At 65.8% G+C, this 17,577-nt stretch carries 17 protein-coding genes; 7 read left to right on the forward strand and 10 right to left on the reverse strand.

Features of this window, described 5'->3' with window-relative positions:
- Positions 1 to 110: 110 nt before the first annotated feature.
- Complete coding sequence (gene lepA, locus M9H71_RS24130) at positions 111 to 1,922, reverse strand: translation elongation factor 4 (RefSeq protein ID WP_455407401.1); 1,812 nt, start codon at positions 1,920 to 1,922, stop codon at positions 111 to 113.
- 144 nt (positions 1,923 to 2,066) lie between these two features.
- Between lepA and M9H71_RS24135 the strand changes: the two genes are divergently transcribed.
- On the forward strand, positions 2,067 to 3,605 hold the full coding sequence (locus M9H71_RS24135) for a glycosyltransferase family 39 protein (protein WP_455407402.1): 1,539 nt from the start codon (positions 2,067 to 2,069) through the stop codon (positions 3,603 to 3,605).
- Positions 3,606 to 3,657: 52 nt separating this feature from the next.
- Here M9H71_RS24135 and M9H71_RS24140 read toward each other — a convergent pair whose 3' ends face one another.
- The 5 genes from M9H71_RS24140 to M9H71_RS24160 form a co-directional block, all read right to left on the reverse strand.
- Positions 3,658 to 3,990: an HPr family phosphocarrier protein gene (locus M9H71_RS24140; protein WP_012494088.1), complete on the reverse strand. Its 333-nt coding sequence runs from the start codon at positions 3,988 to 3,990 to the stop codon at positions 3,658 to 3,660.
- A complete protein-coding gene (locus M9H71_RS24145) occupies positions 3,987 to 4,388 on the reverse strand; it encodes a PTS sugar transporter subunit IIA (protein ID WP_011155923.1) in 402 nt (133 codons plus the stop codon). The genes M9H71_RS24140 and M9H71_RS24145 overlap by 4 nt, the downstream gene beginning before the upstream one ends.
- Before the next feature lie 187 nt (positions 4,389 to 4,575).
- Positions 4,576 to 5,043 carry an HPr kinase/phosphatase C-terminal domain-containing protein gene (locus M9H71_RS24150; RefSeq protein WP_455407403.1) on the reverse strand — a complete coding sequence of 156 codons (468 nt, stop codon included), beginning with the start codon at positions 5,041 to 5,043 and terminating at the stop codon, positions 4,576 to 4,578.
- Entirely contained in the window at positions 5,040 to 6,842 is a 1,803-nt protein-coding gene (locus M9H71_RS24155) for a stimulus-sensing domain-containing protein (protein ID WP_455407404.1), read from the reverse strand. The genes M9H71_RS24150 and M9H71_RS24155 overlap by 4 nt, the downstream gene beginning before the upstream one ends.
- Positions 6,843 to 6,947: 105 nt before the next feature.
- Positions 6,948 to 7,649 (reverse strand): response regulator transcription factor, encoded by a 702-nt coding sequence (locus M9H71_RS24160; protein WP_110787067.1) that lies wholly within the window; start codon positions 7,647 to 7,649, stop codon positions 6,948 to 6,950.
- 232 nt (positions 7,650 to 7,881) lie between these two features.
- Between M9H71_RS24160 and M9H71_RS24165 the strand changes: the two genes are divergently transcribed.
- Both M9H71_RS24165 and M9H71_RS24170 read left to right on the forward strand, forming a co-directional pair.
- Positions 7,882 to 8,616, forward strand: coding sequence for a HugZ family pyridoxamine 5'-phosphate oxidase (locus M9H71_RS24165; RefSeq protein WP_455407405.1), 735 nt, complete (start codon positions 7,882 to 7,884; stop codon positions 8,614 to 8,616).
- 191 nt (positions 8,617 to 8,807) lie between these two features.
- Entirely contained in the window at positions 8,808 to 10,421 is a 1,614-nt protein-coding gene (locus M9H71_RS24170) for a phosphoenolpyruvate carboxykinase (protein WP_455407406.1), read from the forward strand.
- A gap of 80 nt (positions 10,422 to 10,501) precedes the next feature.
- Here M9H71_RS24170 and M9H71_RS24175 read toward each other — a convergent pair whose 3' ends face one another.
- Positions 10,502 to 11,377, reverse strand: coding sequence for a hypothetical protein (locus tag M9H71_RS24175; RefSeq protein ID WP_455407407.1), 876 nt, complete (start codon positions 11,375 to 11,377; stop codon positions 10,502 to 10,504).
- Between the two features lie 288 nt (positions 11,378 to 11,665).
- Between M9H71_RS24175 and bla the strand changes: the two genes are divergently transcribed.
- Complete coding sequence (bla, locus tag M9H71_RS24180) at positions 11,666 to 12,541, forward strand: class A beta-lactamase (RefSeq protein ID WP_455407408.1); 876 nt, start codon at positions 11,666 to 11,668, stop codon at positions 12,539 to 12,541.
- Positions 12,542 to 12,606: 65 nt separating this feature from the next.
- Here bla and M9H71_RS24185 read toward each other — a convergent pair whose 3' ends face one another.
- A complete protein-coding gene (locus M9H71_RS24185; RefSeq protein ID WP_455407409.1) occupies positions 12,607 to 13,410 on the reverse strand; it encodes a sulfite exporter TauE/SafE family protein in 804 nt (267 codons plus the stop codon).
- Positions 13,411 to 13,503: 93 nt separating this feature from the next.
- On the opposite strand from M9H71_RS24185, the gene M9H71_RS24190 reads away from it, so the two are divergent.
- Together M9H71_RS24190 and M9H71_RS24195 are read left to right on the forward strand one after the other, a co-directional pair.
- Positions 13,504 to 14,397: an MBL fold metallo-hydrolase gene (locus M9H71_RS24190; RefSeq protein ID WP_455407410.1), complete on the forward strand. Its 894-nt coding sequence runs from the start codon at positions 13,504 to 13,506 to the stop codon at positions 14,395 to 14,397.
- A gap of 129 nt (positions 14,398 to 14,526) precedes the next feature.
- Positions 14,527 to 14,889 carry a hypothetical protein gene (locus M9H71_RS24195; protein WP_455407411.1) on the forward strand — a complete coding sequence of 121 codons (363 nt, stop codon included), beginning with the start codon at positions 14,527 to 14,529 and terminating at the stop codon, positions 14,887 to 14,889.
- Positions 14,890 to 14,983: 94 nt separating this feature from the next.
- Here M9H71_RS24195 and rpoH read toward each other — a convergent pair whose 3' ends face one another.
- Both rpoH and M9H71_RS24205 read right to left on the reverse strand, forming a co-directional pair.
- Positions 14,984 to 15,883 (reverse strand): RNA polymerase sigma factor RpoH, encoded by a 900-nt coding sequence (gene rpoH, locus M9H71_RS24200; protein WP_455407412.1) that lies wholly within the window; start codon positions 15,881 to 15,883, stop codon positions 14,984 to 14,986.
- Between the two features lie 220 nt (positions 15,884 to 16,103).
- Positions 16,104 to 17,078 (reverse strand): RluA family pseudouridine synthase, encoded by a 975-nt coding sequence (locus M9H71_RS24205; RefSeq protein WP_455407414.1) that lies wholly within the window; start codon positions 17,076 to 17,078, stop codon positions 16,104 to 16,106.
- Between the two features lie 71 nt (positions 17,079 to 17,149).
- On the opposite strand from M9H71_RS24205, the gene M9H71_RS24210 reads away from it, so the two are divergent.
- Positions 17,150 to 17,485 (forward strand): hypothetical protein, encoded by a 336-nt coding sequence (locus M9H71_RS24210; RefSeq protein WP_455407413.1) that lies wholly within the window; start codon positions 17,150 to 17,152, stop codon positions 17,483 to 17,485.
- Positions 17,486 to 17,577 lie beyond the last annotated feature (92 nt).

The following is a 17,577-nucleotide window of genomic DNA, read 5'->3' on the forward strand; positions in this document are numbered from 1 at the left end:
TCAGCAAACTTCACGGACGACGCAATAGCGCTCTGTTGGAAGGGGGCCTCCCGGAAAAAGGACGATCTAGTCTCTATTGACCGGCGAACTCGCGAATTTAGATAGGTCCCTCACCCATCCACCTTCAGCGCCGCGATGAACGCTTCCTGCGGGATGTCGACCTTGCCGAACTGGCGCATCCGCTTTTTGCCTTCTTTCTGCTTCTCAAGCAGCTTGCGTTTGCGGGTGATGTCGCCGCCGTAGCATTTGGCGGTGACGTCCTTGCGCAGCGCGCGGACGGTTTCACGGGCGATCACCTTGCCGCCGATCGCCGCCTGGATCGGGATCTGGAACATGTGCGGCGGGATCAGCTCTTTCATCTTCTCGACCATGGCGCGGCCGCGGCCTTCGGCGCGGGTCCGATGCACCAGCATCGACAGCGCGTCGACCGGCTCGGCGTTCACCAGGATCTGCATCTTGACGAGATCGGCCGGCTTGTAGTCGGTGAGATGATAGTCGAACGAGGCGTAGCCCTTCGACACGCTCTTGAGCCGGTCGTAGAAGTCGAACACCACTTCGTTGAGCGGCAGGTCGTACTTCACCATCGCGCGGGCGCCGACGTAAGTGAGTTCCTTCTGATTGCCGCGGCGGTCCTGGCACAGCTTCAGCACACTGCCGAGATATTCGTCCGGCGTCATGATGGTGGCTTCGATCCACGGCTCCTGGATCTCGGCGATCTTCACCACGTCCGGCATGTCGACCGGGTTGTGGATCTCGAGCTCGGTGCCGTCGGTCAGCGTCATCTTGTAGATCACGCTCGGCGCGGTCGCGATCAGGTCGAGATCGAACTCGCGGGACAAGCGCTCCTGGATGATCTCCAGATGCAACAGGCCGAGGAAGCCGCAGCGGAAGCCGAAGCCGAGCGCCGCGGAGGTTTCCATCTCGAACGAGAAGCTGGCGTCGTTCAGCCGCAGCTTGCCCATCGCGGCGCGCAGCGTTTCGAAGTCGCCGGCGTCGACCGGGAACAGGCCGCAGAACACCACCGGAATCGCCGGCTTGAAGCCCGGCAGCATGTCGGTGATCGGCTTCTTGTCGTCGGTGATGGTATCGCCGACCCTTGTGTCGGCGACTTCCTTGATGGCCGCGGTGATGAAGCCGACCTCGCCGGGCCCAAGCTCGTCGACATTGACCATCTTCGGCGTGAAGAAGCCGACCCGCTCGACGTCGTAAGCGGCGCCGGTGCCCATCATCCGGATGCGCTGGCCCTTCTTGAGCACGCCGTCGACCACGCGCACCAGCACCACGACGCCGAGATAGACGTCGTACCAGCTATCGACCAGCAGCGCCTTCAGGGTCGCTTCGCGGTCGCCCTTCGGCGGCGGCAGGCGGGTGACGATCGCCTCCAGCACGTCGGGCACGCCGAGGCCGGTCTTGGCCGAAATCATCACCGCGTCGGAGGCGTCCAGCCCGATCACGTCCTCGATCTGCTGCTTGATCTTCTCCGGCTCGGCAGCCGGCAAATCGACCTTGTTGAGCACCGGCACGATCTCGTGGCCGGCATCGAGCGCGTGATAGACGTTGGCGAGCGTCTGCGCCTCGACGCCCTGACTGGCGTCGACCACCAGCAGCGAGCCCTCGCAGGCGGCGAGCGACCGCGACACTTCGTAGGCGAAGTCGACGTGGCCGGGGGTGTCCATCAGGTTGAAGATGTAGTCCTTGCCGTCCTTGGCGTGGTATTTCAGGCGTACGGTCTGCGCCTTGATGGTGATGCCGCGCTCGCGCTCGATGTCCATCGAATCGAGCACCTGCTCCTTGCCGGCCATTTCACGGTCGGACATGCCGCCGGTGATCTGGATCAGGCGGTCGGCGAGCGTCGACTTGCCATGGTCGATGTGCGCGACGATGGAAAAGTTGCGGATGTTGTCGATGGGAGCGGTGGTCATGCCGGCCAGATAGCATCGCGCCTGTGGCCCGGCAAGGCGAACGGAAGCTGCAAGCTCCCGAAAAACCGCTGGTTTTGCCGCGCTTGACGCGACCGGCGGAAGCGGATGATGTCCGCCGCGCGACGCCTCAAGCCCAGGGCCCGGATGTCCTCTCCTTCTACCCCCCGCCGCCCGTTCGCTCCGCTGACGCGCTGGCTCGATGCCCTGCTCGATCCCAAGCGGCAGGAGCTTACCGTCGTCTGGACGCTGCTCGCCTATATGGCGATCTGGACCGCGTACCGAATCATCGCCACCTGGCCGCGCGATCTGCACGCCGACGAGACCGAGCTGTACGGCTGGTCACGGCATCTGGCGCTCGGCACCGACAAGCATCCGCCGTTCTCGGCCTGGGTGGCGCGGGTCTGGTTCACGCTGGTTCCGCCGTCGGACCTGTCGGTCCATCTGCTGGCGACCGCCAATATCGCGCTGACGCTGTACATCGCCTGGCGGACGATGCGGCGCTACATGGACGCCGAGAAGTCGCTGTTCGGAATGGCGCTTCTGACGCTGATCCCGTTCTTCAATTTCATCGCACTGAAATACAACGCCAATGCGGTGCTGCTGCCGCTGTGGGCACTGACCATCCATTGCTTCCTGCGGGCGCTGGAAAGTCGTGCGGCGCTGTGGGGGGCGCTTGCGGGGGCGTTCGCCGGCGCCTCGATGCTGGGAAAATACTGGTCGATCGTGCTCATCGTCGCGCTGGGGCTGGCGGCGCTGATCGATCCGCGGCGCGGCCGGTTGTTCGCCTCACCGGCGCCGTGGTTGATGATCCTGTGCGGCGGGGTGGTGCTGGGGCCGCATCTGTGGTGGCTCGCCGCGCACGATTTTCCGACCTTTGCTTACGCGGCAGCGCACGAATCGGCCGGCATCGGCGACAACCTGCGGGATACGCTGACCTATCTGCCCGGCAGCCTCGCCTATGCGGCGGTGGCGCTGATTACCGCGACGGTGGTGCTGAGGCCGTCGCGTGCCGCGCTCGCCGATATCGCCTGGCCTGTCGATTCGCAGCGGCGCACCATCATGCTGATCCAGGCGCTGCTGATCGTGGCGCCGATGCCAGTGGCGCTGGCGACCGGTATCCGGATCGTGCCGCTCTGGGCGATGCCGGCCTACACGCTGCTCCCGATCGTGCTGCTGGCCTCGCCGCTGATCGCGGTGGGGCGCGAGGCGGTGCGGCGGGGGTTGATCGTCGCGTCCGCGGTGTCGCTCGGCGCGCTGGCGCTGTCGCCGGTGGTGGCGCTGGTGATTCATCTCAGCGATCCGCCGGGGCCGTTCGAATACGCGTCGCTGCTTGCCGACCACGTCGACCGCGAATGGCGCCGGCACAGCGACGAGCCGGTGCCGCTGGTGGCCGGCGAAACCGTGCTGGCCGAGAACACGGCGTTCTATCTGCGCACCGATATGCTGGGCTTCGAAACCGCGGACCTCGCCGCGCTGAAACAGCGGGCCGCGGCGCGCGGCGCGGCCCTGGTCTGCCCGGCCGAGGACAAAAGCTGTATCGCGACCGCCGAGCAGATCGTCTCCGGCCAGCCGCAGATCCTGCGCGGCAAGGTGTGGCTCAGCCGGCCGCTGTTCGGGCAGGCCGGCGGGCGGGTCAGCGACGTGTTCTTCCTGGTGTTGCCTTCGGGGGCGAGCGCGAAATAGCGGGGAGTTGCCGTCGGTGCAGCGGCCCGGCCGGCCGGCGTTGCGGCGCCGGCTATTCTTCTTCGCCGAACTTCGAGCCCATCAGCTCGGTGATCGCATCCAGCGCCTGGCGCGCCTCGGGGCCGCTGGCCGAGACCGTCACGGTGGTGCCGATCCCGGCTGCCAGCATCATCAGGCCCATGATCGAGGTGCCGCCGACGGTCTCGCCGTTGCGGGTGACCCAGACCTCGGCGTTGAAGCGCTCGGCCATCTGCACGAACTTGGCCGAGGCCCGCGCATGCAGGCCGCGCTTATTGATGACGGGAATCTCACGGGAAATCTTATCGCCGGAAGCGCCGGAGGCTTGGTCCGGTCCGGAACCGGGCTGAGGCGCGTCGATGGTCATTTACCGGCCAATACCCGACTGGCGATGGTGACGTATTTGCGTCCGGCCTCCTGGGCCAGCGCAATTGCCTCGGGCAGCGAGCGCTCCTCGCGGACCTTGGCGAGCTTCACCAGCATGGGCAAATTAATGCCCGCGAGCACTTCGACTTTCGGCCGGCTCATGCAGGAAATCGCCAGATTGGACGGCGTTCCCCCGAACATGTCGGTCAGGATCGCGACGCCCTCTCCGCTATCGACGCGGTTGACCGCCTCGATGATGTCGCTGCGGCACAGATCGGCGTCGTCTTCGGCGCCAATCGTGACGGCTTCGATTTGTTGTTGTGGCCCCATCACATGTTCCAGCGCTGCCTTGAACTCGTCGGCGAGGCGCCCGTGGGTCACAAGTACCAGACCAATCATCGGAAACTCCTCGCGGGTGCCTTTGGTGCACCGCGCGAACCGGTCACTTTGACCATCCAGAGCCCCTATGCAAGGGGGTCTTCGCGATTCTCCGTCGAAGGCAAGGCGCTGAGGAGCTGCGGCGGGGCCGTACAGTGACGATTGTGTGGCTGATATAGTTACCAAATTGCTGCGAACTAGCCCCTAATCAAGTCTCCTCGTCAGCGCCGCAGGTTGTTGTCAGCGTGGCTACTACCAAGGGTAGTGGATCGTATCCGACGCCAACCGGAATCCGCGGCAATTGGACGCCGCCAATTTCGACCCGTAACGCGGCCGCTTCCGGCATGCGCGACGCGTCAGCGGCCCCGAGGTCGACCACGAGTCCGGCCTCTGCGGCAGCGGCCGACGCCGTTTGCCGCAGTCCGAGACCGCGAATTTCGATCATCCCTGCAAGCTCCGGCACCTGCCGCACCACCAACCGTCCCTGCTCCGGTTCCATAAAGACACGGTCGTCGCCGATCAGTTCCGCTGTCGGGATCTGGCCGGCGCGACCGGCCAGGATCAGCGCCCAGGCGAGCCGGGATTTGCCGGAGCCGGAGGGGCCGCGAATCACCACCGCGCGGTCGCCGACCTTGACGGCGGTGGCATGGACGGTGCGCGGCGCCTGCTCGGTCATGTCGCCGGCAGCCGGACGATGAAGCGGGCGCCGGCCACGGTGGGTTCGCCATCCTCGCCGCGCGGACCGGCGCGGTTCTCAGCCCAGATCTTGCCGCCATGGGCTTCGACGATCTGCTTAGAGATTGACAGGCCGAGACCCGAGTTCTGGCCGAAACCCTGGTGCGGCCGGTCGGTGTAGAAGCGCTCGAAGATCTTTTCGAGCGCGTCGTCGCGGATGCCCGGGCCCTCGTCCTCGACGATGATCTCGATCTCGGTTTTGCGGCGGCGGCACAGAATCCGGACCTTGCCGCCTTCGCGCGAGAACGACTGCGCATTCGACAGAAGATTGGAGATCACCTGGCCGAGCCGGGAATCATGGCCGGGCACCGTGAACTGATCGGTCGCTGGGCCGTCGAATTTGACTTCGACCAGCGCGTTGTGGCCGAGCCGGGTCTCGTTGGCGACCAGCGTCAGCGTCGTCAGCAGCCGGCGCAAATCGACCTGCGCGGCATCCTGGCGCTGCAATTCGGCGTCGAGCCTGCTGGCGTCGGAAATGTCCGAGATCAGCCGATCCAGCCGTTTGACGTCGTGTTCGATCACGCTGAGCAGGCGTCCCCGGCTGTTGTCGGTCTTCGCCAGCGGCAGCGTCTCCACCGCCGAGCGCAGCGAGGTCAGCGGGTTCTTCAATTCGTGCGAGACGTCGGCGGCAAAGCGTTCGATCGCCTCGATCCGGTTGTAGAGCGAATCCGTCATCTCGCGCAGCGCGCCGGACAGGTGCCCGATCTCGTCGCGGCGCTTGGTGAAGTCGGGGATCTCGACACGGGCGCGGATGCGGCGGCGGACCCGCTCGGCGGCATCGGCGAGCCGGCGCACCGGGCCGGCGATGGTCGAGGCCAGCAGCACCGACAGCACGAACATCACCACGGCGGCGAGGCCGAAGATTTTCAGGATCGCCAGCCGCTCGGCAGTCACCATCTGGTCGATGTCGTCGCCTTGCGTCGACAGCATCAGCGAGCCGTAGATCGCCCGGAACCGCTGCACCGGCACCGCCACCGAGACGATCACCTCGCCGCGGTCGTTGATGCGCACCATGCTGCTCTTCTGGCCTTTGAGCGACTGCGCGACTTCCTGATAGCCGTTGCCGTTCTCCGGCCCCAGCTCGCGATACAGCGGCAGGTCGCCGCGATTGAGCCAGGTGCGGATCGCGATCATCGCCCGCTCGACGATGCCGGGCTTCTCGGCGGTGGGCGGCGGCAGCTCGAACCGCATCACGTCGCCGCGGCCGTACAGGCTGCGGCTGTCGAGGATCAGCACGCCGTCGCGGTCGTAGATCCGGGCGCGGGTCTTGGTCGGCGAGATCAGCCGTCGCAGCACCGGCGCGACGCGCTCCGGATTGATCGGGAAATCCAGCACCGCGTATTCGTCCGGCGGGCCGTAGCTCTCGCCGGGCTTGAGGTCGAGCAGCCGGTCGGGATCGATGGTGATGGTGTTGGTTTCGACCGTCGCCGAGGCGGCGATGGCGCCGGCGATGATTTCGGCCTGCACCAACAGGCTCTGGGCGCGGGCGTCGATCAGGCCGGCGCGGAATTGCGACAGGTACAGAATGCTCGTCGACAGCGCGAGCAGGCCGGCGAGATTCAGCGACAGGATTCGCCGCGTCAGGCTCGAGAAGCTGAGCGTGAAGAAGAACTGGCCGGTGCGACGCACCCAGTCGAGCGGGCGCGGCCAGCGGCCGCCACGCGCAGCAGCCTCCTCGCGCCCCGGGGATCCGTCCTCGGTGTCGCGGACATCTGAATCAGGCGAGGTGCGATCTAGCAATGGCCATCAGCCCGATGGTTGCCGACACGCGCAAGGCGCGCGTCGCGGAGTGTAGCGCAATGCGGCGATATCGTCAGCCGCAGCGCCGGTGGCGAGCCGACCGGATCAGACTTCCTTGAACCGATAGCCGACGCCGTACAGCGTCTCGATCATCTCGAACTCGTCGTCGACCGCCTTGAACTTCTTACGCAGCCGCTTGATGTGGCTGTCGATGGTCCGGTCGTCGACATAGACCTGATCGTCGTAGGCGGCGTCCATCAGCGCGTTGCGGCTCTTCACAACGCCGGGCCGGGTCGCCAGCGCCTGCAGGATCAGGAATTCGGTGACGGTGAGGGTCACCGGCTCGTTCTTCCAGGTGCAGGTGTGGCGCTCCGGATCCATCCGCAGCGGACCACGGTCGAGCGCCTTGGCGTCGTTTTCCTTCGGAGCGGCGGCCGGGTCCTTCGGCGCCGAACGCCGCAGCACCGCTTTGACGCGCTCCACCAGCAGCCGCTGCGAGAACGGTTTGCGGATGAAGTCGTCGGCGCCCATCTTCAGGCCGAACAGCTCGTCGATCTCCTCGTCCTTGGAGGTGAGGAAGATCACCGGCAGATCGGATTTCTGGCGCAGCCGACGCAGCGTTTCCATGCCGTCCATCCGCGGCATCTTGATGTCGAGGATGGCGAGGTCGGGCGGCGTGGTCCGGAAGCCGTCGAGCGCCGAGGCGCCGTCGGTGTAGGTCATGATCCGGTAGCCTTCGGCTTCCAGCGCGATCGAGACCGAAGTCAGAATGTTGCGGTCGTCGTCGACCAAAGCGATTGTAGGCATGAAGCTTCTTTCCGAAACGGCGTGGCGAGACAGCGAAACGATTCGGCGATCCGCGGTGTGAGGTGGCCCAGAAAGCACAGTCAACGAGCAACGCAAGCTGGGCTGAAATGTGGCCGGTTCCGAATTCGCGCGATCGGGCCAAGCCGGCCCTGATATATGCCGCTTTTTCGGGCTGCAAAGGCCCGGGATGCCAATCCTTGGCAGGAACTGAACCCCAATCGACAGGTCTTCGATGCAGCCGACCCCTGATTTCAGCGCCCCCAAGCTCGCCAAATCGCTGCTCCGCCGCCGCCGGGAAGGGGCGCTGGCGACGCTGATGGAGACCGGCGGGGCGCCGTATTGCTCGCTGGTGAACCTGGCGAGCCACCCCGACGGCTCGCCGCTGCTGCTGATCTCGCGGCTTGCGATCCACACCCGCAACGTTCTGGCCGATCCACGGGTTTCGCTGATGCTCGACGAGCGCGCCGCGGGGGACCCCCTGGAGGGTGCGCGGATCATGTTGCTCGGCACCGCCGTTCCGGCGCAGCCGGATCAGCTCGCGCTGTGGCGGCGGCGCTACCTCGCGGCGCATCCGGCCGCCCAGGGCTACATCGACTTCACCGATTTCTCGCTGTTCAAGATCGAGACATCGGGGCTGCATCTGGTGGCCGGGTTTGGACGAATTCTGGACCTCGCGCCCGAGCGTTACTTGACCGACCTGCGCGGTGCGGACGCGCTGCTGGAGGCCGAGGCGTCCGCGGTCGCGCACATCAATGCCGATCATCCAGCTACAATGAATCTCTATGCCACGCAGCTACTCGGCGCCGCAGAAGCCGACTGGCGCTGCACCGGGATCGATCCCGAAGGGCTCGATCTGCAATGCGGCCGCGCGACGCTGAGGCTCGATTTTCCGGACCGCGTCGAAAGCCCTGTTGCATTGCGGGACATGCTGAAACGCATGGCTGACATTGCCCGCAAAACGGAATGACTTGAGCCAGCGCAATGTCGCATGGCGGTAAACGAAATAATGCCGGCCGGGTTGGCAAAGCCCTCGTTCGCCACTATTCAGTCGCCCCACCGGATCCGGCAGGTATATAATGATGTTTACCGCGGCCGGTGATGCGCGTTGGCGGCAATCGCGCGATCGAGACAACGCGGATTCCTCAGGAGGATCTATTCGTGCAAGAGACGGGCGTGCATAACGGTGCCTACGGCGCCGACAAATTCGGCCTCAAAAATCTCAAAGGCGTGTACTGGAACTTCGGTGCACCTCAGCTCTACGAGCACGCGCTGAAGAACGGCGAAGCGGTGCTGTCGTCGGATGGCGCGCTGGTCGCGGACACCGGCGTGTTCACCGGTCGCAGCCCGAAGGACAAGTTCACGGTCCGCGACGCCACCACCGAAGACACCATGTGGTGGGGTGGTAATCAGTCGATCACTGCCGAGCAGTTCGAGACGCTGTACCAGGACTTCCTCAAGCACGCGGAAGGCATGAGCCTGTTCGCGCAGGATCTGTACGGCGGCGCCGATCCGACCTTCCGCATCAAGACCCGCGTTTACACCGAGCTCGCCTGGCACTCGCTGTTCATCCGCACGCTGCTGCGCCGTCCCGAGCGCGCCGAGCTGGAGAACTTCGTTCCCGAGCTGACGCTGATCGATTTGCCGAGCTTCCGCGCCGATCCGAAGCGCCATGGCTGCCGCTCCGAAAACGTCGTCGCGATCGACTTTGCCCGTAAGATCGTGCTGATCGGCGGCACTCAGTACGCCGGCGAAATGAAGAAGAGCGTGTTCACCACGCTGAACTACTACCTGCCCGAGAAGGGCGTGTTGCCGATGCACTGCTCGGCCAACGTCGGCCCGAACGGCGACACCGCGATCTTCTTCGGCCTGTCCGGCACCGGCAAGACCACGCTGTCGGCCGATCCGAACCGCACCCTGATCGGTGACGACGAGCACGGCTGGGGCAAGGACGGCGTCTTCAACTTCGAAGGCGGCTGCTACGCCAAGTGCATCAAGCTGTCGTCCGAGAACGAGCCGGAAATCTACGCCGCCTCGACACGCTTCGGCGCCGTGCTCGAGAACGTCGTGCTCGGTGAGCTCGATCGCAAGCCGGACTTCGACGACGGCTCCAAGACCGAGAACACCCGCTCGGCCTATCCGCTCGAGTCGATCCCGAACGCCTCGCTGACCGGCCGCGCCGGCCAGCCGAAGAACGTGGTGATGCTCGCCGCCGACGCCTTCGGCGTGATGCCGCCGATCGCCAAGCTGACCCCGGCGCAGGCGATGTATCACTTCCTGTCGGGCTACACCGCCAAGGTCGCCGGCACCGAGCGCGGCGTCACCGAGCCGACCCCGGAATTCTCGACCTGCTTCGGTTCGCCGTTCCTGCCGCGCGATCCGTCGGTGTACGGCAACATGCTGCGTGAGCTGATCGCCAAGCACAATGTCGACTGCTGGCTGGTCAACACCGGCTGGACCGGCGGCATCTACGGCACCGGCCACCGCATGCCGATCAAGGTCACCCGCGCGCTCTTGACCGCGGCGCTCGACGGCAGCCTGCGTAACGTCGAATTCCGTACCGATCCCTACTTCGGCTTCGCGGTCCCGACCGCGCTGCCGGGCGTGCCGAGCGAGATCCTCGATCCGGTGAAGACCTGGGCCGACAAGGCCGCGTTCGACACCACCGCCCGCAAGCTGGTCGGCATGTTCCAGAAGAACTTCGCCAAGTTCGAAGCGCAGGTCGATGCCGAAGTCCGCGCCGCCGCGCCGGACGTCAAGATGGCGGCCGAATAAGCGCGCCAGCGATCGGTTGAAACGCAAAGGGCGGCCCGCGAGGCCGCCCTTTTTCTTGGCCGCGTCTGCCGACGCGGCGATTACTTCAGCGATGCCGTCTTGCCGGTGGCGACGGTCGTCACCGAGCCGTCTTCGAGGCTGATCCGGTAGACCTCGCGCAGCACGTTGCCGGCGAAGCCGAGCTCGACGATCGACACGGTCTTGAAGGTGGCGTCGATGCCGTCCGGCAGGATCTGGTTGAACTCCTTGGCGGCCTGATTCATCTGCGCCTGCAGTTCCGGCGTGAACTTGGCCATGCTGTAGACCAGCGTGGTGTGCGGATTGTGCGAGCGCAGCTCCTTGCCGTCCTTGACGACGTTGACGCCGCTGACGCCGACGGTGCGGACCAGATCCTTGGCGGCGTCGCCCATCGCCGCATAGACCGGGCCGGTGCAGCGCGGCAGCGGACCGTCGCGCAGCGGCGTCAGCGCCGCGGTGGCGGTGGTGTTGAACGCCATCATGTCGTCGAAGCTCTTGCCTTCCTTGACCAGGCCGAGGTCGAACCACCACGGTCGGCCGGCGCCCTTGGCGGCTTCGGTGGTGTAGAACGTCTTCAGCTTGACGGTGAGCACCGGCGGCAGCTTCGGCATCGCCGCCAGCATCTTCTCCGGCGTCGCCGGATCGGCGCTGTGGACGTGTACGACGGTGACGTGCGGAATGTTGAACATCTGCGCTTCGGTGTCGAGCTTGGCGTTCAGCAGCTTTTCCTTCAGCGGCCCGCGAATTGTGCTGTCGAGAACGTCGTTGACGTTCTTGGGCAGGGTGTAGACCAGGCCGAAGGTGCGGGCGTGATCGCGGAATTCGGACTTCGACAGCGCGCTGTTGTCGATCGTGCCGTCGGCGGCAGCGGCGACGCCGGCGGAGACCGCCACGGCGAGTAGCGCGGAAGTAATCGAAGTCAGCAGGGTGTTGCGCATGGGGGGGCCCTTCGCGGGATTTGAACGGAGGCGACGCGATCGCGCCGGCGCTGCCCGGATCGGGCGCGACGTTCGATCGGCATCGGGCGGTCGATGACGAGACATCGACTGCGAATTACCGATGCAGCATGACAGTGTTGTTGCAGGCGGGCGTCCGCGGACTGAGGCGCACTGTCGCAGATCGTAAGCCGGCGGGCGCCCGATCGCCGCGAACGCCGAGGAGGTGGCCGCAACACCGCCTTGTTTCTTCTCGATAGACAGCGGCGAATGTCGCTTAGCAGGTGATGAATGATCGATCGGCGTGAGTTGATGAAAGCGGCGGCGGGGCTCGCCGGATTAGGTCTGTTCGGCGGTTCTGACGCGCTGGCAGCCGACGCGCTGGCCGATCGATGCGCGCGGCTCGAAGCCGGCAGCGGTGGCCGGCTCGGCGTCGGCGTGCTCGACACCGCAAGCGGCCGCATCGTCGGTCATCGCCTCGACGAGCGATTTCCGATGTGCAGCACCTTCAAGGTGCTGGCCGCCGGTCTGGTGCTGGCGCGGGTCGACCGCAAGCAGGAAGGCCTCGACCGCCGGGTCAGCTACGCCAAGTCGGACCTCGTCACCTATTCGCCGGCGACCGAGAAGCACGTCGAGGATGGCATGACGATCGCCGAGCTGTGCGAGGCGGCGATCACGCTGAGTGATAACACAGCCGGCAATCTGCTGCTGGCGAGCTTCGGTGGGCCGGCCGGGCTCACCGCGTTCGCGCGCTCGCTCGGCGACGAGACCGCGCGGCTCGACCGGATCGAAACTGAACTCAACGAAGCGCTGCCGGGCGATCCGCGCGACACTACTTCGCCGCGGGCGATGGCGCAGGATCTGCGCGCGCTCACACTCGGCGATGCGTTGTCGCCCGCGTCGCGCGCGCAACTGATCATTTGGCTGAAAGCCAACACCACGGGCGGCACGCGCTTGCGCGCCGGCGTGCCGCCGAGCTGGATCGTCGGCGACAAGACCGGCACCGGCGGTCGCGGCACCGCCAACGACATCGCGGTGCTGTGGCCACCGCAGCGCGCGCCGTTGATCGTCACCGTGTATCTGACCGGCGCGACGGTGTCGCGCGATCAGCAGAACAAGATCATCGCTGATGTCGGTGCCGAAGTTGTGCGGGCGTTCGGCAAATAGAACAGCTCTGTCGGGCTCCTCGAAATGAGGACGCGGTGCTCTTGGACGGCCTCGTCCGCCCAGCGCTATCCCAGGAAGTACATCGCGCCGCGATAGCAGACGTACAGGCCGACCGCGACCACCACCACGGAGAACACGCTGCGCAGCACCTTGTCGTGGCCGCCGATCAGCTTGCCGGTGCCGATCCCGATCAGGCCGCCGAGGAGGCCGCCGCCGATGAAGGCGCCGGCCAGCCGCCAGTCGATCAATCCGGACAGTGCGTAGCTCGTCGCCGTCGATGCGCCGAACGCCACCACGGCGACCAGCGAGGTGCCGATCGCCGAGGTCAGCGGCATCCCGGTGGCGAGGATCAGACCCGGCACGATCAGGAAGCCGCCGCCGATGCCGAAGAACCCGGCGAGCAGCCCGACCCCGAAGCCGGTGCCGATCAGCCGCGGCAGCATCGCCTTGGCGTTGGCCAGCGTCAGCCTCACCAACGGGTCGCCGCCGCCGCTGCGCTTGCGCGACATCAGCATTCCGATCACGATCATCAGCAGCCCGAACAGGATCAGCAGCTTCTGGCCGTCGATCTGCTTGGCGATAGTGGCGCCGGCAAACGCGCCGCCGACCCCCGCCGCCGAAAATACGATCGCGCAGGCCCAGCGCACATTGCCTGCCGCCCAATGCGACAGCATGTTGGCGAGCGCGCTGATCGCCACCGCGATCGACGAGGTGCCGATCGCCATGTGCGGCGAGCGCACCCCGACCACATAGACCAGCAGCGGCACCGCCAGCACCGAGCCGCCGCCGCCGATCAGCGCCAGGATGAAGCCGACCAGACCGCCGCAGGCGACAGTGACGATGTCAGAAGTGACGATATTCGGCAGCATGAAATTCTATGAATGGACGCTTGCGCATATAGAATATGCTAATAAATGTGACTCGCGCGCAATAGTCATTCTACTGGATCAGGACAATCGCCCGTGACCAGCTCCTCACCGGCCATCCGTGCCTTCTTCGACGAGCCGACCAACACGGTCAGCTATCTGGTGTCCGATCCTGCGAGCGGCCATGCCGCGGTGATCGATCCGGTGCTGGACTTCGACCACCGCGACGGTTCGGTCGATATCCGCTCGGTCGAGACCATTTTGGCCGCCGCCCGCGACGCCGGGCTGACGATCGACTGGGTGCTCGAGACCCACGCTCATGCCGACCACCTCTCCGGCGCGCCCTACATCAAGGCGAAAACCGGTGCCAAGATCGGGATCGGCGAGCACATCAAGGACGTGCAGAAGATCTTCCGGCCGCTGTTCAACGCCGACGATCTGCGCACCGACGGCAGCGATTTCGATCACCTGTTCAAGGACGGCGAGCGGTTCACGATCGGCGGCCTCGAGGTCGATGTGATGCACACGCCGGGGCACACGCCGGCCGACATCGCCTATCGAATCGCCGATGCCGTGTTCGTCGGCGACACGCTGTTCATGCCCGATTACGGCACCGCCCGAGCTGACTTCCCGGGCGGCGACGCTCATCAGCTCTATCGCTCGATTCAGAAACTGCTGGCGCTGCCGCCTCAGACACGGCTGTTCATGTGCCACGACTACAAGGCGCCCGGCCGCGACAGCTATGTCTGGGAGACCACCGTCCAGGCGCAGCGCGACGGCAACGTGCATCTGCGCGGCGGCGTGACCGAGGACCAGTTCGTCGAGATGCGGACCAAGCGGGATGCGACCCTGAAGGCGCCGACGCTGCTGCTGCCGTCGATTCAGGTCAACATCCGCGCCGGCCGCTTTCCGAAAGCGGAGCAGAACGGCGTGCATTATCTGCTGCTGCCGGTGCGCCCGCGCGCCGGCGCGGAAACCGCCGTGAATTGAAGCTCTGTCGGTGCCATTCGTCGGTTCTGCGGCAATGCGCCCGTGCCGCGGCCGCCAATTCTTAACGCTGCGTTAACCCGAAGCGGTGTGGAGTCCGGGCGTCGAATTTCCCATGGCACGGAGAGCACGATGGGCGACATCCTCAGCGCAATCGCCAGCGGCTACACCCAGGCGGGTCTGCTCAATCCGTCGCGAACGCCGTACAAGAACGTCGATCCCGAAGCCTATCAGGGTACCTGGAGCGGGACCTATTCGAACACCAAGAAGTTCGCCATCACGGTGTCGAACGTCCAGGGGTTTCGTGCGCAGGTGAAGTATCAGAGCGAAGGCACGCTCAAGTATCAGAGCGTTCTGATCAAAGACAACTCGTTCCGCGTCGGCGACACCAAGTTCACGCTCGGCAGCAACGGCAGCGCCTCGATCCGCACCGCGGTCACCGATCCGGTCACCAACCAGGTCAATCTACTCCAAGGCACCGCCAAGCGGAGCTGAGTTGCCCGCCTTTTGGCGGGCCTCACCTCACGCCACAAAAAACCCCGCCAGACCTGGCGGGGTTTTGTCGTTGATAGCTCGGTGCGCCGGGCGGTTAGTGCACGGCTTCCAGAGTCGCCTGTTCCTGACGGGCGATCGTGCCCTTGACGGCGCTCTGCACCTTCTCGAACGCCCGCACCTCGATCTGGCGCACGCGCTCGCGCGACACGCCGAACTCAGCGGCGAGGTCTTCCAGCGTCATCGGTTCGTCGGCGAGGCGGCGGGCCTCGAAGATCCGCCGTTCGCGCGGGTTCAGCACCTGGATCGCGCCGTTGAGCGCGGCCCGGCGTTGGTCGAGCTCTTCGTGCTCGGCCATCACAGCTTCCTGGCTCGGCGACTGATCGACCAGCCAGTCCTGCCATTCGCCCGGCTCGCCGTCGTCACGGATCGGCGCGTTGAGCGAAGCGTCGCCGCCGAGGCGGCGGTTCATGTCGACCACGTCCTGTTCGGTGACGCCGAGGCGGCTCGCGATCACCTTGACCTGGTCGGGATGCAGATCGCCCTCGTCGAGCGCCGAGATCTTGCTCTTCGCCTTGCGCAGGTTGAAGAACAGCTTCTTCTGGTTCGCGGTGGTACCCATCTTCACAAGTGACCACGAACGCAGAATGTACTCTTGAATCGACGCCTTGATCCACCACATCGCGTAGGTGGCGAGGCGGAAGCCCTTCTCGGGCTCGAACCGCTTCACCGCCTGCATCAGGCCGACGTTGCCTTCCGAGACGACCTCGGAAATCGGCAGGCCATAGCCGCGGTAGCCCATCGCGATCTTGGCGACGAGGCGAAGGTGGCTGGTGACGAGTTGATGCGCCGCGTCGCGATCACCGTGTTCGCGCCAGCGCTTGGCGAGCATGTACTCTTGCTGAGGCTCGAGCATCGGAAACTTGCGGATTTCCGCAAGGTAACGAGCAAGGCCGGATTCTCCGTTGAGAATCGGGAGCGTAGCAGCGCGGGCCATTCAGCGCCCTCCAATTGGGTTTCAGGCCCCCGATAGCGGGCGGCCAGGCAGACAGATCGCTGTGTCAAAGCCGACCGGCCTGCGATGTTCCGCGTTGGCTCATCCAACGCACCTGCAATATACAATAGGTTAGTCGCGCAAGTTTAGTTACGGTCTTGTCACGTCGTTGTTACGCCGCAACAACGCTGTGAAATGATTTACGTTTTCTGACTTCGCCGCGTCATTCCGTCGCGATCAGGGCAGCCTGAAGACTGGCCAGATCGGCCGGCAGGGCTGATTCCCAGGTCATCACCGCGCCCGTCGACGGGTGCTCCAGCGTCAGCAAATAAGCATGCAGCGCCTGCCGCCCGAGCTCCGCCAGGGCGCCCCGCGCGGCTGGTGCGAGCTGATTCGCCTTGGTCTTGAAGTGCGGCCCATAGACGTCGTCGCCCATCAGCGGATGGCCGAGATGGGCGAGGTGGACCCGAATCTGGTGGGTTCGCCCGGTCTCGAGCTGGCAGGCGATCAGCGCCGCGACCGGCTTGCCGTCCTTGCCGGCGAAGTTCTCCAATACCTCCCAATGGGTGATTGCCTCGCGGCCGCCCTGGCGGACCGCCATTTTTTCCCGCGCATGCGGGTGGCGGTCGATCGGCGCGTCGATGGTGCCGTATTTGCGGCCCGGCACCCCCCAGACGAAAGCGAGGTAGCCGCGGCGCAGTTCCCCGGTGCGGCCGTGGTCGGCGAATTGCGCGCTCAAGGACTGATGCGCCTTGTCGTTCTTGGCCGCGACCATCAGGCCGGTGGTATCTTTATCCAGCCGGTGCACGATCCCCGGCCGCCGCACCCCGCCGATCCCGGACAGCGACGCGCCGCAATGCGCGATCAGGGCGTTGACCAGGGTTCCGGTCTCGTGGCCGGCCGCCGGGTGGACCACCAGCCCGCGCGGCTTGTCGAGCACGATGATGTCGTCGTCCTCATGGACGATATCGAGCGCGATCGCCTCGCCGGCCGGCTCCGCCGGCACCGGCGGCGGCACGTCGATTGTGATCGTCTCGCCCGGGGAGGCGTGATAAGCGGGGTCGCGGACCGGGTTGCCGGCGATCGTCACCCGGCCGTCGAGGATCAGCGCCTTCAGCCGCGACCGCGACAGCTCGGGGCAGCGCGCCGCCAGCACGCGGTCGAGCCGCGGCGAGCCCTCGTCGCCGGCCACCACCACATTCACGGGATTTTCCGGCGTTTCGGCCACGATCGTACCTTCCAAAATAGCCGCCTTCAGCAGAGATTCGCATGACCGACACCGCCACGCCCGAACCCACCCCAGAGCAGGCCGCGCTGTTTGCGCGGGTGCGGCGGATGATGCTGATCGCGGGCCTGACCACCACGCTGGCGGTGGCCGCGGTGTTGATCGCCATCGGCTATAGGCTTTTCCGCGCCGAGGGAAGCGTGCCGGCCGCGACCGAGCACACCCTGCGGCTGCCGAAGGGCGCCCGCGTCGTCTCCACCGCCTCCGCCGGCGACTATGTGGTCGTCACCCTCGACATCGGCGGCGCCACCGAACTGCGCACCTTCGACGCCAAGACCCTCAAACCGACCGGCCGCCTGACCTTCGCCACCGAGCCGTAGGCGGCGGATGGGGGCAGAGCGAACCAGCCCCGTTGACCGCTGCGCCTGTCCTAAGAACTCCGTCATGGCCGGGCTTGACCCGGCCATCCATC

The organism is Rhodopseudomonas parapalustris (assembly GCF_053772255.1).

Coding starts and splice junctions, on each gene's coding strand:
- M9H71_RS24185 (WP_455407409.1), bottom strand. CDS start 13,410: ATGCTGCCGAATATCGTCACTTCTGACATCGTCACTGTCGCCTGCGGC.
- M9H71_RS24160 (WP_110787067.1), bottom strand. CDS start 7,649: ATGCCTACAATCGCTTTGGTCGACGACGACCGCAACATTCTGACTTCG.
- M9H71_RS24210 (WP_455407413.1), top strand. CDS start 17,150: ATGACCGACACCGCCACGCCCGAACCCACCCCAGAGCAGGCCGCGCTG.
- M9H71_RS24195 (WP_455407411.1), top strand. CDS start 14,527: ATGGGCGACATCCTCAGCGCAATCGCCAGCGGCTACACCCAGGCGGGT.
- M9H71_RS24165 (WP_455407405.1), top strand. CDS start 7,882: ATGCAGCCGACCCCTGATTTCAGCGCCCCCAAGCTCGCCAAATCGCTG.
- M9H71_RS24145 (WP_011155923.1), bottom strand. CDS start 4,388: ATGATTGGTCTGGTACTTGTGACCCACGGGCGCCTCGCCGACGAGTTC.
- M9H71_RS24140 (WP_012494088.1), bottom strand. CDS start 3,990: ATGACCATCGACGCGCCTCAGCCCGGTTCCGGACCGGACCAAGCCTCC.
- bla (WP_455407408.1), top strand. CDS start 11,666: ATGATCGATCGGCGTGAGTTGATGAAAGCGGCGGCGGGGCTCGCCGGA.
- M9H71_RS24150 (WP_455407403.1), bottom strand. CDS start 5,043: ATGACCGAGCAGGCGCCGCGCACCGTCCATGCCACCGCCGTCAAGGTC.
- M9H71_RS24175 (WP_455407407.1), bottom strand. CDS start 11,377: ATGCGCAACACCCTGCTGACTTCGATTACTTCCGCGCTACTCGCCGTG.
- rpoH (WP_455407412.1), bottom strand. CDS start 15,883: ATGGCCCGCGCTGCTACGCTCCCGATTCTCAACGGAGAATCCGGCCTT.
- lepA (WP_455407401.1), bottom strand. CDS start 1,922: ATGACCACCGCTCCCATCGACAACATCCGCAACTTTTCCATCGTCGCG.
- M9H71_RS24135 (WP_455407402.1), top strand. CDS start 2,067: ATGTCCTCTCCTTCTACCCCCCGCCGCCCGTTCGCTCCGCTGACGCGC.